Genomic DNA, 14,622 nt, shown 5'->3' on the forward strand with positions numbered 1-14,622 from the left:
TGGCCCGTCGAAAGAGGCCGCGCACCGTTGGTGCGCGGCCTTTTCCGTCGGTTTCGGGGTGCCGGGGCTGCGCCCGGCCGCCCTGCCGAATTTCAGGTGGAATTCCTGAAGATAATGGCGAGTTCTGCCCGTTCGTGTAAATTTTGTGTCTCATCTCACAAGATGTAACGATTCACCCAGTGGCTGTCTGGTTGAATCGAGGCATCAGGACAATGTGCCGCCTCCGAGTCGTCTCAAGTACGTCGGGGCTGCGCTCTCTAGTACTCATCGAACAGAAAGTTCACAGATGGCAATCAACAAGAAAGCCCTCAAGAGCGCCATCGCGCTCGTCGGGGTATCCGCCTTTGCGCTGACCGCGTGCACCGGGCCGTCCGGTGGCGGTGGCGGGTCATCGGCTGCGGCCACGGGCCCGATCTCCTACGGCACCACGGACAAGGTCACGGCCCTGGATCCCGCCGGCGCGTACGACAACGGTTCCTTTATGGTGATGAACCAGATCTACTCCTTCCTGCTTAACTCGAAGCCGGGCAGTGCCGATCCTGTGCCGGACCTGGCCGAGTCGAGCTCGTTCACTTCGCCCACCGAATACACGGTCAAGCTCAAGTCTGGACTGAAGTGGGCCAACGGCCACACCCTGGACTCCAAGGACGTCAAGTTCTCCTTTGACCGGCAGACGAAGATCAACGATCCCGCCGGCCCCGCAAGCCTGCTGGCCAACGTGGACAGCATTACTGCCCCGGATGCGAACACGGTGGTGTTCAAGCTGAAGCTGGCCAATGACCAGACCTTCGCCCAGATCCTCAGCAGCCCTGCCGCGCCGATCGTGGACGACGAAGTCTTCCCGGCCGACAAACTGCTCGACGACGACTCGATCGCCAAGGCGAAGGCCTTCTACGGCCAGTACACGATCGAAACGTACAAGAAGAACGAGCTGATCAGCTTCAAGGCCTGGCCCGACTACAAAGGCGTGCTGGGCAAGCCGGCCAACGATGCCGCCACGATCAAGTACTACGCGGATCCCACCAACATGAAGCTGGACATCCAGCAGGGCAACATCGACGTGGCGAACCGCAGCCTCAGCGCGACCGACATCGATGACCTGAAGAAGGACTCCAAGGTCAAGGTGAACGTCGGGCCCGGCGGCGAAATCCGCTACATCACGTTCAACTTCGACACCATGCCGTTCGGCGCCAAGGCCGCCGACGCCGATCCCAAGAAGGCGCTCGCCGTCCGTCAGGGCATCGCCAACCTCGTGGACCGCCAGGCGATCGCGGACCAGGTGTACAAGGGCACGTACCTGCCCCTGTACTCCAACGTGCCCAGCGGCTTCCTCGGCGCCAACGAATCGTTCAAGGAAGCCTACGGCGACGCCGGCAAGCCCAGCCTGGACAAGGCAAAGAAGGTCATGACCGACGCCGGCGTGACCGCCCCGGTGACCCTGAACCTGCAGTACAACCCGGACCACTACGGCAAGTCCTCGGGCGACGAATACGCCATGATCAAGGACCAGCTGGAGAAGTCCGGCCTGTTCAAGGTCAACCTGCAGTCCACTGAATGGGTGACCTACAGCAAGGCCAGCAGGGCCGATGAGTACCCGGAGTTCCAGTTCGGCTGGTTCCCTGACTTCAGCGACGCCGACAACTACCTCACCCCGTTCTTCCCGGAGGGTGGCTTCCTGAAGAACCACTACAACAACCCCACCGTCAATGACCTGATCAACAAGCAGCTCACCACCGTGGACAAGAGCGCACGCGAGTCAGCGATCAAGGATGCCCAGAATGCCCTGGCCAAGGACATTTCGACGCTTCCGTTGCTCCAGGGCGCACAGGTTGCCATTTCCGGCAGCAGTGTCAAGGGTGTCGACACAACCCTCGATGCTTCCTTCAAGTTCCGTTTGGGAACTGTTTCCAAGTAAGGCTGCATTCCTGCGGTTCTGACCAGCCTGGGAGGCGGGGCGTCCTCGTGGCGCCCCGCCTTTCCTGGTCATTTGCAGCACCAGCAGTTCACGGGGCCGGCCCATGGCCGCGAAAGCAGAATTTTAGGTAGCAATGACAACACTGATTGAGGCGCCGCCAAACGACGCCGACGGGCTCCTTCCGTCGAAAAGCAAAGCATCCGGTGGAGGCCTGGGGACATACCTCCTGATCCGGTTCTTCCTCATTATCCCGACCATCTTCATCCTGGTGACCATGGTCTTTTTCCTGATGCGGGTCATCGGAGACCCCATCACTGCCGCCCAGGGCGGCAGGCTTCCCCCGGATGTGCTGGCCCAGCGCATCCACGACGCCGGCTATGACCGGCCGATCATCGTGCAGTACCTCGAATACCTTGGCCAGGTGGCAACCGGCAATTTCGGCACGACGATCACGGACCGCCGGCCCGTTGTCGAGATGCTCGCAACCTTCGGCACGGCAACCTTGGAACTGACGATCAATGCCCTGATCGTGGCTTTGCTGGTGGGGATCCCGCTCGGGCTCGTCTCCGCCTACAAACGAGACAAGGCGCCGGACGCCTTTCTGCGGTTCTTCGCCATCCTCTGCTACGCCACTCCGGTCTTCTTCGCTGGCCTGCTGATGAAGCTGACTTTCTCGGTCTGGCTCGGCTGGTTTCCGGTTGCAGGAAGGGCCTCCACCAGGACCGAACTGGCCATGGGAAGCCTGGCTGCCCCTACCGGGATCTACTGGCTGGATGCGCTGCGCAGCGGCAACATGGCGGCGCTCGGCGACGTTGCGGCCCATTCGATCCTCCCGGCCGTGACTCTGGGCCTGCTGACGGCCGGGGTGTTTCTCCGGCTGGTCCGCACCAATGTCATCGGCACGCTTGGCAAGGACTACGTCGAGGCCGGAAGGTCCCGCGGCGTGAGCGATTTCCGGCTCGTGACCAAACACGCCTACAAGCCGGCGCTGATCCCGATCATCACGGTGATGGGGCTGCAGATCGCCCTCCTGCTTGGCGGCGCCGTCCTCACTGAGTCCACGTTCGAGTGGAAGGGCCTCGGCTACCAGTTGGTGCAGTACCTGAACGCGCGCGACTTCGTCGCCGTCCAGGGCATTGTTGTGCTGCTGGCGGTCATCGTCGCCGTCACGAACTTCGTCGTGGACGTCGCGGCCGCCCTGATCGACCCGCGAGTGAGGTACTAGCCATGAGTGCAATTACAGATAGCGGGCGCAAGCAGCCCCTCATTTACCGGCTGCCGGTGATCTCCCACTTCCGGACGAGCGTCGGGCTGCAGCGCGGCATGCTCGTCACCGGCCTCGTGCTGACCGTTGTCTTCCTGCTGACGGCAGTGTTCGCGCCGGTCATCGCACCCTACGGCTTCGCGCAGCTTAGCGACGCGTCCGGCACCTTCCCGGCCCAGCAGCCCCCCAGCGCAGCCCACATCTGGGGTACCACGGTGAGCGGTTACGACGTCTTCTCCCGCGTGATCTGGGGTGCCCAGACGGCGGCGGTCGTGATCATCGTCGCCGTGGTGATGTCGATCTTCCTCGGCGTCGCCCTCGGCCTGCTCAGCGGTTACTTCGGCGGCTGGCTGGACCGTGCGCTGGTGGTGATCGCCGATGCGATCTACGCCTTTCCGTCGCTCCTGCTCGCCATCGTGATGTCAATCGTCATCAGCCGCGGCCAGTCCAGTTTCTGGGGAGGTATCGTGGCCTGCTCCATCTCCATCTCGGTGGTGTTCGTCCCGCAGTACTTCCGCGTGATCCGGGCCGAGACCATCAGGCTGAAGGCTGAGCCGTACGTTGAATCCGCCAAGGTGGTGGGTGCCTCAAGCTTCCGCATCATGGGCCGCCACATCTTCAAGAACGCAACGCGCACACTGCCGCTGATCTTCACGCTGAATGCGTCCGAGGCGATCCTGACCCTCGCGGGGCTGGGCTTCCTGGGGTTCGGCATCGAACCGTCCTCCGCCGCCGAATGGGGCTTCGACCTCAGCAAGGCCATTAACGATGCCTCATCGGGCATCTGGTGGACGGGCATCTTCCCGGGTACGGCCATCGTCCTAACCGTGCTGGGGCTGACCCTTGTGGGTGAGAGCATCAACGATCTCAACGATCCACGGCTTAGGGGCCGCAGGAAGTCCGGCAGCAAGGTTCCCGGCGGAGGTTCGGACAGGGCCGCGACGGCGGCGCTCCAAGCAGAAGTGAGAAGTTCATGACAACCAACATCGACCGGCCGGGCCCCGGCTCCGGCCCTGTCCTGGATATCGAAAACCTCAAGGTCACGTTCGCGACCGATGCCGGCGATGTCTATGCCGTCAAGGACGTCAGCCTCGAAGTCAACCCCGGCGAGGTTGTCGCCATCGTTGGCGAATCGGGATCCGGCAAGACCGTGACGGCCAAGACCATCCTGGGCCTGCTGCCGGAAACGGCAACCAGCCAGGGTGCCGTGCTGATCAACGGCAACAATGTCATCAGCGTCAGTGCGGCCAAGCTGCGGCAGATCCGCGGCCGCGACGTGGCCATGGTGTTCCAGGAACCGTCCACGGCCCTCAACCCCGTCTTCACCGTCGGCTGGCAGATTGCCGAAGGCATCCGGGCGCATGTCGATACCGCCAGTGGCAAGAAGATCTCGGCCAAGGAGGCGAAGGCGCGGGCCGTCGAAGCCCTCCGGAAAGTGGGCATCCCGGATCCGGAAACGCGGGTTAATTACTATCCGCACCAGTTTTCGGGCGGCCAGAAGCAGCGCGTCGTTATTGCCGCCGCGCTGGCCCTGAACCCGGGGCTGATCGTGGCCGACGAGCCCACGACCGCCCTCGATGTCACGGTCCAGGCGGAGATCCTGGAGTTGCTGCGGGATCTGCGGGACAAGTTCGGTACCTCCATCGTGCTGATCACGCACAACATGGGCGTGGTCGCCGACCTCGCCGACCGGGTGGTGGTCATGTACCAGGGGGACGTCGTGGAGGAAGCCTCCTCCCGGGTCCTGTTCGCCCAGCCCAGGGAGGAGTACACCAAGAAACTCCTTGCCGCCGTCCCGCACCTGGGCCGCAACTCCGCGTCCGAAGGCATGACGGAACGCGCCCATCAGGGCGGAAAGGTGCTGGTCGAGGCGAAGAACCTGACGATTGAGTATCCGGGAAGGCTGGGCACCCCGGCTTTCAAAGCGGTCGACGGCGTCAGCTTCACAGTGTCCGAAGGCGAAGTCTTCGGCCTCGTGGGGGAGTCGGGTTCCGGCAAGACCACCATCGGCCGGGCCATCGCCGGCCTCAACCGGACCACGGGCGGCAGCCTCAAGGTGCTGGGGTACGAAATGTTGAACTTCAAGGAGCGCACCTTCAAACCGCTCCGCAAGGAGATCGGCTTCGTGTTCCAGGACCCGGCGGCTTCCTTCAACCCGCAGCTGACCATCGGCGACTGCGTCGCCGAGCCGCTCATCATCCATGGCAACCCGACCGCGGCGGAGGCACGCCAGCGCGTTCGCGAGCTGCTCGAGTCAGTGCAGCTGCCGGCGTCGTACGCTGACAGATTCCCGCACGAACTCTCCGGCGGCCAGCGGCAGCGCGCCTCCCTGGCGCGGGCGCTCATCCTGAACCCGAAGCTGCTCATCGCCGATGAGCCGACGTCGGCGCTGGATGTTTCCGTGCAGGCCGTGGTCCTGGAGCTCTTCAAGGAGATCCAGCGCGAGTTCGGGTTCGCGGCCCTGTTCATCAGCCACGACCTCGCCGTCGTGGACATCCTTTCGCCCTGGGTCGGGGTGCTCTACAAGGGCAAGATGGTGGAACAGGGGATCGGCAGCCAGGTGATGGGCAATCCGCAGCACTCCTACACGAAGAAACTCATAGCGTCCCTGCCCGTTCCGGATCCCGACGAGCAGGCCCGGCGCCGCGAGGCCTTCCGCGAGGTGCTCCACAGCTAGCCCGGTTTTGGCGCATGCCGGAAGGACATGCCCACCGTTCAGCGCGAACGGTGGGCATGTCCTTTCGCGCAGGAACGGGCGGTGCGGAGGCACTCCCTGCGCCGTCCGGCAGCGGGAGCGATGAGCCACCGTGCCCCTGCCGGTTGGTGAGGTGGGCCTGTAGCGCTGGTGGGGTGTCGTGCCGTGCAGCACTGATCCATTAGACCGCAGCCAGTTCCTTCCTCCCCGTCGTGCCCGGAAAAAGTCGACAACGGAAGGATCGGGACGATGCTGTTCATCGGCGACGACTGGGCTGAGGACCACCACGACATCGCGGTCCTGGATGAGGCGGGCAGGTTACTGGCGCGCCGCAGGCTCAATGAGGGCGTATCCGGGCTTGAGGCCCTCCATGCCCTGCTCGGAGGGTACCTGCCCGAGAACGCGCCAGCGGCCGAGGTGCTGGTCGGGATTGAGACTGACCGCGGGCCCTGGGTACAGGGACTGCTGGCGTCCGGCTATACAGTTTACGCGATCAACCCGGCGCAGTCGGCCCGCTACCGGCAGCGCACCGGGGCGGCCGGGGCGAAATCGGACAAGGGCGATGCGCTGGTCCTGGCCCGGATCGTGGCTGTTGACCGGGAGCTGCACCGGGCGATCGCTGCGGACAGCGGCGTCGCGGAAGAGGTCAAGGTCCTGGCCAGGGCTCACCAGTCGCTGATCTGGGCCAGGCAGCGGCAGGCGAACGTGCTGCGTTCGAACCTGCGTGAGTACTACCCGGCCGCTTTGGCAGCGTTCGGGCAGGACCTGCACGGACGGGACGCGATGGCCGTGCTCGGCACCGCACCCGGGCCAAAGGCCGGGGACCGCCTCACCCCGGCCAGGGTCCAGGCGTTGCTGCGGCACGCCGGACGGCAACGCTACCTGGCTTCACGCTCCAGCAAGATCGTCGAAGCGCTGCACGCGCCCCAGTTGCCAGCCCGCCCGGGGATCGAGGCCGCCTAGACGGCCACCACGGCGGCCCTGGTTGCCGTCATCCGCGAACTGAACACCCAGATCGGGGTCCTGCAGGGGCAGGTGGAGGAAACTTTTGGCCGGCACCCGGACGCTGAGATCTACCTCAGCCAGCCGGGTCTGGGGCCGGTGCCCGGCGCCCGGGTGCTGGGCGAATTCGGGGACGCGGCGGACCGCTACGCCGACGCCAGATCACGGAGTGACTACGCCGGGACCAGCCCGGTCACCCGGGCCTCCGGCACCAAGCGCAGCGTGCTGGCCCGGCATGCCCGAAACCGGCGCCGGGCCGATGCCCTGGACCGGCAGGCCTTCGCCGCACCCAGCGTCTCGCCCGGCGTCTCGCCTACTACGACGCCCGCCGTTCACGCGGTGCCACCCACCACCAGGCCCTCCGGGCCCTGGCCAACCGGCTTGTCGGGGTCCTCCACGGCTGCCTCCGCCACCACACCACCTACAACGAGGACACCGCGTGGCACACCACTACCCAAAACGTTGAACTCCGCGCCGCTTGACGGCTTAGAACCGTGGGGTATCTAGACTGGGTCAATGACTGAGCAGAACCAGACACATCCCGACGCCGACTCCTATGACCCCGGGGCCAGCTCGCTGGCCGGTCAGGTGGATCCTGCGGTGATGGCGGAGCTGTTGTCGATCCGTTCCAGCATCGACAACATCGATGCCACCCTCGTCTACCTTCTGGCCGAGCGTTTCAAGGCCACACAGAAAGTCGGATTCCTCAAGGCAACCCACAAGCTTCCCGCCGGAGACCCGGGCCGGGAGACGGCGCAGATCGCACGGCTGCGGCGGCTCGCGGCGGAGGCCCACCTGGATCCGGCGTTCGCCGAGAAGTTCCTCAACTTCATCATCGGAGAGGTCATCCGGCACCACGAGGCCATTGCCGAGGACCACGAGGCCTCACTGGCCGCCGACAGTTTGCCCGCCGGTACCCTCGCCGCGGATGCCCTGGCCGCCGGGAACCAGGCCGCGGATGCCGGGCGCTCAGGGTCCGCCGGCCATGTCCCCGGGGCGGCCGGCCCGGCCGTCTCCGCCACCGCTTAGCCGTGGCCGCACCATTGGAACCGGAACCGGAACAGGTCACCGCCACCGCCCTGGGCACCTGGCCCGGCGAAGACCCGGTCGAGGCCGCACGGATCATCCGCGGCGAGCTCGGCAGCCCGCACCTGCCCTTCCTGGCTGAGCTCCCCGACCGGGGCGTCGGCTCCGACGCGCTCGGCCGGACAGCGTCCCTGCTGGTGGACCTGGCCGTGGACGTCCAGCCCTACGGCTGGCGGATCGTGGACCGGCCCGGGAAGGATTTCAAACGGGCGCGTTCTGCCCTGTCCACCGACATCAACATCCTCGCCGATGTGATCGGCGCCGAGGACACCCCTGCGCATGACATCAAGGTCCAGCTCCGCGGTCCGCTCAGTCTCGCGGCGGGCCTGCACCTGCACAACGGGGAACGCGCCCTCATCGACCATGGCGCCCGCCGGGACCTGGCGGCCTCTCTGGCTGCCGGTGCCGGCAGCTACCTCAGCCGGGTGGCCGCGGCTGCCCCCGGTGCGCGGATCGTCGTCCAGATCGACGAGCCGGAGATCGCGTCGGTGCTGGCCGGCACCATTCCCACCTCCAGCGGCTACCGGACCCTGCGCTCGGTGCCGGGCAGGGAGGCCACCGACGCCTGGCAGCTGGTCATCGACGCCCTGCGGGCGGCCGGCGCCGTCGAGGTTGTTGTCTGCGTTCCGGAAGTCGAGGCGCCTTTTGACCGGATCCTGGCCGCCGGGGCCGACGGGATTGCCGTGCCGCTGCGGGCCCTGACGTCCCGCCAGTGGGAGCAGCTCGCCGGCGCGGTGGAGGCGGGCAAACGGCTCTGGACCGGTGCCCTGGACGTCTCCAACCCCGCCGCAGCGCTGCCCCGCGTGGCCGACGTCGTGGAAACCGTCTGGCGGCCATGGCGCCAGCTGGGACTGCCGGCGTCGACCCTGGGCGCCCTGCGGGTGACGCCCTCGGACGGGCTGGCCCGGTATTCGCCGTCGTCCGCGACGGCGGTGCTGACCCGGCTGACGCAGGTGGCCGACGGACTCAACCAGCTTGCGCTCGGCTAGCACCGGGACGCAGCGCCGGCACACGGCACCGTCAGCTGCGGGCTTCCCAGCGGTCCGGCCTGGCGTGCTCCGGAAGGTAGCCCGGTGCGGCCGCGCCGCCGGGATACGGTTCCAGCCGGTAGTCGAAGTGCCCGGCATAGACCAGGACCAGCCCGAGCTGCGGCTGGATCACCTTCACCTGGATCCGGTGCTTCCCGGACGTGCCCTCCTCGGGCGCCCACCACTGTTCTGCGTAGGCCTTGGCATCGAGGGCGCCGGGCAACGGAATCCGCAGCGGCCCGAGGAACAGCCGAGATGCCTCCGAAACCCCGCGCAGCCGGCCGCCGGCGGTGACGCTGACGTTCAGGTCCGTGACCAGCCGCCGGTACCGCCCGACATAATCCACCAGCCCGTGCCGGCTGCCCGATTCATCGAAGCTGGTGGTGTCGTGGAACACGCGGGTGGTGCCCGGGAAAAAGATCTCGCGCCGTGCCGTGAGGCTGGAACGGCCGAACGGGTCCAGGTGGGCGTGGTTTTCGATCCGGAACCGGATGTCCTCGCCGTATTCCGGGAAAAAGGACTCCTCCCCGCTGGCGAGGCGCAGCAGGGGGCGGAGCCACCTCTGCCGGCAGCCGACCACCTCAAACACGCCCTCGCCAACGCCGTAGTGGCCGGAACCGGGGGTGAGCGAGAAGTACTCCTGAAGCTCCGGCTGCAGCCGGGCATAGTCAGTTCCAAGGGCGCGCTGGTAGATCGGGGTGCTCACAGAATCCTCCTGGGGTTCCTGGCAGGTAGATGTATTCCTGTCCACAGCATGCGGGACGAAGCCCGGTTTGTCACAGCAGGCAGGACGCGGCGCTGCGGTGTGGATGTGCGGCCCGGGTGCCGGCGACGCCATGCCGGGGCGCCGCCGAATACGACAAAGCCAATTCAATAGGGGAACATATACATATGAAGGCACGCATTCTGGTAGTGGACGATGACGAGGCGCTGGCCGAGATGATCGGTATTGTGCTGCGCAATGACGGGTTCGAGCCCGTCTTCTGCGCTGACGGCGGGCAGGCGCTGGACGTTTTCCGCTCCGCCAAACCCGACCTCGTGCTGCTCGACCTCATGCTCCCGGGCATTGACGGCATTGAAGTCTGCCGCCAGATCCGGGCCGAGTCCGACGTGCCGATCGTGATGCTTACCGCCAAGGCGGACACCTCGGACGTGGTCCGCGGACTTGAGTCCGGGGCCGACGATTACGTTCCGAAGCCCTTCAAACCGGCCGAGCTCGTCGCCCGCGTCCGGGCCCGGCTCCGGCCCGGCGACCAGAAGGCGCCGGAAACGCTGCACATCGCGGACGTCACGATCGACGTGGCGGGGCACCTTGTCAGCCGCGGCACCGACCGCATCTCGCTGACGCCCCTGGAATTCGACCTGCTGGTCGCGCTGGCACGCAAGCCCTGGCAGGTCTTCACCCGGGAACTACTCCTGGAACAGGTCTGGGGCTACCGGCACGCCGCCGATACCCGGCTGGTCAATGTCCACGTCCAGCGGCTGAGGTCCAAGATCGAACGCGACCCGGAAGCCCCCGAAGTTGTATTGACGGTCCGTGGTGTCGGCTACAAAGCAGGTTCCTGAACCGCGGGACGGCCGCCCCGGAGCCGGTCCGGTGAGCACCCCGCTGGAGCGGGGCGCTCCGGAGGACCTTGCCCGCACCTCAGCTGGCCTCGATGAGCCGGGCGTGACAGCGCCCTCCGCCCGCACGTCAGTTGGCCTCGATGAGCCGGGCGTGACAGCGCCCGCCGCCCGCGGCCCGGAGGCGGACACGGCCCTGGGCCGCGGCAGGGCCCCGGCCCGGCCGGCCGACGTCGGACCAGGCACCCCCGGACCCGGTACGCCCGGATCCGGCACCCCCGGACCCGCTGCGGCACCGCCTGCCCCTCGCCCTGCAGGCCTTGCGGCCGGCTGGCGTGCCATGCGCTTCAGCAGCAGGCTCTGGGTGAAGCGCGCCCGGATCGTCGGCGTGCGGGTGGCGCGGCTGGTCAGCATCGGCGCTTCGCGCCTGCTTCCAGGCATCCGCCACCTGTTGCGCTCACTGCACCGCAAATGGCGGCGGTCGCTGCAGTTCCGGACCGTGCTGACGACCCTGATGCTGGCGATCTCGTCGTTCGCCGTCGTCGGCGCGTACCTGTCGAACCAGATCGCCAACAACCTCTTCCAGGAACGGCTCGTCCAGGCCGAGTCCGAGACGCGCTATAACGTCAAGCAGATCCAGGACACGTTCGACGGCGCCCAGGTCACCGACCAGTCCAGCGTCATCACACTCGTCTATGACACCCTGAACGCCGTCGAGGGCCGCGGCTCCGTGATCCAGCGGAGGTACGTCTTTGAGGCCATGCCCGAACAGACCAAACCCCGTAACCGCTGGGTCGAATCGCGGGCCTCGGACCAGCTCACCATCAGCGTCATTCCGCCCGAACTGCGCAAGGCCGTGCAGGATTCCGGCAAGGAGCAGTTCTGGGCCTCCACGGAGTTCCCGGTAGGCACCGAGGACCGCCCCGGAATTGCCGTCGGCAACAAGGTCACCTTCAATGGCACGGTCTACGAGCTGTACCTGATCTATGACCTCAATACGGCCCAGAAGACCCTCAACGAGATCCAGAACGTCCTCCTGGCGGGCGGCGCGGTGCTGGCGCTGCTCATCGGCGCGGTCGCCTGGTACGTGACCCGGAACGTCGTCAGCCCCGTCAGCCATGCAGCGCTCGTCTCCGAGAAGCTCGCCGCAGGACAGCTGCAGGAACGCATGGTGGTCAAGGGCGAGGACGAGGTTGCCCGGCTGGGAGCGTCCTTCAACCACATGGCCGCCAGCCTCCAGGAGCAGATCACCCAGCTCGCCACGCTCTCCCAGATGCAGCAGCGGTTCGTCTCGGACGTCTCGCACGAACTGCGCACCCCGCTCACCACCGTGCGGATGGCCGCCGAAGTGCTCTACGACGCGCGCGGGGACTTCGACCCCGTCAACAAGCGCTCCGCGGAGCTGCTCTACCACCAGGTGGAGCGTTTCCAGTCCCTGCTGGCCGACCTGCTGGAGATCTCCCGCTTCGACGCTGGGGTGGCCACGCTCGACGCCGAACCGGGAGACATCGTGCAGCTCGTTTCGCATGTGATGGAAGGCGTGGCCCCGGTAGCCGCCGAGTACGGCTCCGAAGTCACGCTCAACGCGCCCGCTGGCAGCATCATCGTGGACATGGATGACCGCCGGATCGACCGGATCCTGCGCAACCTCGTCCTGAACGCCCTGGAACACGGCGAGGGCCGCCCGGTGAACATTTCCGTGGCCGCTAACGACAACGCCGTGGCCGTCGCCGTCCGGGACCACGGCATCGGCATGACCCCCGCGGAAGCGGCCCGCGTTTTCGACCGGTTCTGGCGTGCCGATCCGGCCCGGGCGCGCACCACGGGAGGCAGTGGCCTTGGCCTGTCCATTGCCGCCGAGGACACGAAACTTCACAACGGCTGGCTCCAGGCCTGGGGGAGGAAAGGCGGCGGCGCCAACTTCCGCCTCACCCTCGCGCTGCGCCAGGGCGAGACCATCACGAAGTCCCCCCTCCAGCTGGAGCCGGTCGACGTCGGACTTCAGGGGGCAGGCAGCGACCGGACCATGCTGCTGCTGGACCACTCGCCGCGGCCACGCGCCGACAACGACAACGACAATGACAACGACAATGACAACGGGACCACCGACGCCGTGACCACCGACGCCGGGACCACCGACGCCGTGACCACCGACGCCGTGACCACCGACGCCGGGACCACCGACGCCGGGACCACCGACGCCGAAACGCGGGATGCCCCCGCGGCTGGAAGCGGAGCCGCGGTCCCCGGAACAGCCGAAACCGGAACGAGGGACGGGTCATGAACGCTTCCACCCGGAGGGACACACGTGCGGCGGCCGCTCTGCTGGCGGTCCTGTTGTTTTTGCTGACCTCGTGCGCCCAGATCCCCCGCTCGGGTCCGGTGGGGAAAAGCACTGACGAGAGCGCCGGGAACCCCAAGAACGCCCCCGTCTTCTTCCCGTCGGCGCCGCGCGAGGGCGCGGCGCCGGAAGCGGTCATCGAGGACTTCTACCTCGCCGGCAGCGGCTACGAGGACGACTACGCGGTGGCACGCCAATACCTGACCCAGGCATCGTCGGTCACCTGGAAGCCGGACCAGCGGGCGCTCGTCTTCCGGGCCGCGCGCGTCGTGCCGACGGGCGTCGAAAACGTCTTCAACTATGAACTGGATGTCTCCTACTCCGTCGACGCGGACGGGGTGGCGACCCAGCTGCCGGAGGGCACCAAGGAGAACATCCCGGCCACCCTGACCCAGGTGGACGGTGAATGGCGGATTGCGGAACTCCCGGACGGCACGGCGATCCCGGAAGAGACGTTCAAGGTCATCTACGGCGCCTATCCGATCTATTTCTATGACCCGACGTTCACCTACGCGGTGCCCGATGTCCGGTGGTTCATCAAGAAGAAGACCGTCAAAGCCATGACCAGCGCCCTCCTCGGCGGTCCGGCCCCCTACCTCAAGGGCGCCGTCGTGAGCGCCTTCCCCTCCGGCATCAAGCTGGCCCGCGAGTCTGTCCCGGTTGTCTCCGGCGCCGCCCAGGTGGACCTCACGGCGAAGGACCTTGTGGAGGCGTCCAACGAGGACCGGCTGCGGATGCAGACCCAGCTCGCCCTGACCTTCCGCAGCCAGCCCGATGTCATCAACGTTGAGCTCCGGGCCAACCAGGATCTGGTACGTGTGGAGGACAACGGTTCGGTTCTTCCGCCGATCCGAGACAAGAACGTCCCGGCCCGCCAGATCGCCGTCAGCGACAACGGCCTGGTCCGGTACGAGAACAACCGGACCTCGCCGCTACCGGACATCCAGCCTGTCTCTGCCCTGGCGCCGCGGGCCCCCGCGGAGTCTCCCGTCTCGCAGTCCGCGGCCTTCCTCAACGCCGGCCGCGGCACGTTGTACTCCGTGGTGCCCGGGCAGCCCGCCAGGGCGCTGACCACCCGCTCCACGCTGACCCGCCCCTCCTTCGACCGGTACGACTGGGTCTGGACTGCGGGGCCGGGGGCCAACGGCGCCACTGAAATCATCGCGCACCGGCCCGTCGGCGTGCCGGAAGGCTCAGGCGTCCCCGCGGCAACGCTGTCCCCGGCCTGGCTCGCCGGACGGTCCGTCAAGGAGCTCCGGGTCTCCCGCGAGGGCACCCGCGCCCTCGTCCTCACGGAGCAGAACGGCAGGACCAGGGTCCAGATCGCCGGCGTTGTCCGTGCCGCCGACGGCACGCCCAAAGACCTCACCGTGCCAATGACCCTGCTGGCGGCGAACGATCCGGACCAGGGCGTGTGGGTGGATGACAGCACAGTCGCGGTGATGAAGGGCTCCCCGAACGAACCCGTCACCCCCGAACTAATCTCCCTCACATCGACCCAGCCGCAGCAGCTTGCACCATGGCCGGGACTCACCGCGATCAGCGCCGGGAACGGCCGGGAGGAGATCTACGCGCAGTCCACGGAAGGGATCTTCCAGCGGCTCGGTAACGGCTGGGCGCCGCAGCTCAAAGGCCCGGTCGACCCGTCCTATCCGGGCTAGGGCCCAGGGACCCCCGGGAGGGGGCGACTTTTCCACATGGCGTGCCACAGCGTTGCCTGACTCGCCG

At 66.9% G+C, this 14,622-nt stretch carries 10 protein-coding genes and 1 pseudogene; 10 read left to right on the forward strand and 1 reads right to left on the reverse strand.

The genetic code is table 11. The features are described 5' to 3' along the window. The first annotated feature begins 286 nt into the window (after positions 1-286). From QK291_RS10815 to QK291_RS10845, 7 genes and pseudogenes are all read left to right on the forward strand, one after another. Positions 287-1,915, forward strand: coding sequence for an ABC transporter substrate-binding protein (locus tag QK291_RS10815; RefSeq protein WP_282381611.1), 1,629 nt, complete (start codon positions 287-289; stop codon positions 1,913-1,915). Between the two features lie 133 nt (positions 1,916-2,048). Next, on the forward strand, positions 2,049-3,140 hold the full coding sequence (locus QK291_RS10820; RefSeq protein WP_282381614.1) for an ABC transporter permease: 1,092 nt from the start codon (positions 2,049-2,051) through the stop codon (positions 3,138-3,140). Positions 3,141-3,142: 2 nt separating this feature from the next. Further along, positions 3,143-4,156 carry an ABC transporter permease gene (locus tag QK291_RS10825; protein WP_282381616.1) on the forward strand — a complete coding sequence of 338 codons (1,014 nt, stop codon included), beginning with the start codon at positions 3,143-3,145 and terminating at the stop codon, positions 4,154-4,156. Further along, entirely contained in the window at positions 4,153-5,856 is a 1,704-nt protein-coding gene (locus QK291_RS10830; protein WP_282381618.1) for an ABC transporter ATP-binding protein, read from the forward strand. The genes QK291_RS10825 and QK291_RS10830 overlap by 4 nt, the downstream gene beginning before the upstream one ends. 267 nt (positions 5,857-6,123) lie before the next feature. Then, positions 6,124-7,358 (forward strand): annotated as a pseudogene (locus tag QK291_RS10835) (IS110 family transposase). Between the two features lie 34 nt (positions 7,359-7,392). Beyond that, positions 7,393-7,905 carry a chorismate mutase gene (locus QK291_RS10840; RefSeq protein WP_282381619.1) on the forward strand — a complete coding sequence of 171 codons (513 nt, stop codon included), beginning with the start codon at positions 7,393-7,395 and terminating at the stop codon, positions 7,903-7,905. 2 nt (positions 7,906-7,907) lie between these two features. Continuing rightward, complete coding sequence (locus tag QK291_RS10845) at positions 7,908-8,951, forward strand: hypothetical protein (RefSeq protein WP_282381621.1); 1,044 nt, start codon at positions 7,908-7,910, stop codon at positions 8,949-8,951. Positions 8,952-8,982: 31 nt separating this feature from the next. On the opposite strand, the gene QK291_RS10850 is transcribed toward QK291_RS10845, so the two are convergent. Then, positions 8,983-9,696, reverse strand: a complete 714-nt coding sequence (locus QK291_RS10850; protein ID WP_282381622.1) for a DUF4166 domain-containing protein — start codon at positions 9,694-9,696, stop codon at positions 8,983-8,985. A 185-nt stretch (positions 9,697-9,881) separates the two neighbouring features. Here QK291_RS10850 and mtrA point away from each other — a divergent pair, with 185 nt between their 5' ends. The 3 genes from mtrA to QK291_RS10865 all read left to right on the forward strand — a co-directional run bounded on the left by mtrA (position 9,882) and on the right by QK291_RS10865 (position 14,555). Further along, a complete protein-coding gene (gene mtrA / locus QK291_RS10855; protein WP_282381623.1) occupies positions 9,882-10,556 on the forward strand; it encodes an MtrAB system response regulator MtrA in 675 nt (224 codons plus the stop codon). 337 nt (positions 10,557-10,893) lie between these two features. Then, the gene (gene mtrB / locus QK291_RS10860; RefSeq protein ID WP_282381785.1) at positions 10,894-12,837 is read left to right on the forward strand and encodes an MtrAB system histidine kinase MtrB; all 1,944 of its coding nucleotides are present in this window, start codon (positions 10,894-10,896) and stop codon (positions 12,835-12,837) included. Beyond that, on the forward strand, positions 12,834-14,555 hold the full coding sequence (locus tag QK291_RS10865) for an LpqB family beta-propeller domain-containing protein (protein WP_282381624.1): 1,722 nt from the start codon (positions 12,834-12,836) through the stop codon (positions 14,553-14,555). Before mtrB ends, QK291_RS10865 begins: the two co-directional genes overlap by 4 nt. Positions 14,556-14,622 lie beyond the last annotated feature (67 nt).

Origin of the sequence: Arthrobacter sp. AL12 (assembly GCF_029960645.1) — a bacterium.
GTDB lineage: Bacteria > Actinomycetota > Actinomycetes > Actinomycetales > Micrococcaceae > Arthrobacter.

Excerpts from the sequence above, each read along its gene's own strand:
- mtrA (WP_282381623.1), top strand. The coding sequence starts at position 9,882 with ATGAAGGCACGCATTCTGGTAGTGGACGATGACGAGGCGCTGGCCGAG.
- QK291_RS10830 (WP_282381618.1), top strand. The coding sequence starts at position 4,153 with ATGACAACCAACATCGACCGGCCGGGCCCCGGCTCCGGCCCTGTCCTG.
- QK291_RS10825 (WP_282381616.1), top strand. The coding sequence starts at position 3,143 with ATGAGTGCAATTACAGATAGCGGGCGCAAGCAGCCCCTCATTTACCGG.
- QK291_RS10820 (WP_282381614.1), top strand. The coding sequence starts at position 2,049 with ATGACAACACTGATTGAGGCGCCGCCAAACGACGCCGACGGGCTCCTT.
- QK291_RS10840 (WP_282381619.1), top strand. The coding sequence starts at position 7,393 with ATGACTGAGCAGAACCAGACACATCCCGACGCCGACTCCTATGACCCC.
- mtrB (WP_282381785.1), top strand. The coding sequence starts at position 10,894 with ATGCGCTTCAGCAGCAGGCTCTGGGTGAAGCGCGCCCGGATCGTCGGC.
- QK291_RS10815 (WP_282381611.1), top strand. The coding sequence starts at position 287 with ATGGCAATCAACAAGAAAGCCCTCAAGAGCGCCATCGCGCTCGTCGGG.
- QK291_RS10865 (WP_282381624.1), top strand. The coding sequence starts at position 12,834 with ATGAACGCTTCCACCCGGAGGGACACACGTGCGGCGGCCGCTCTGCTG.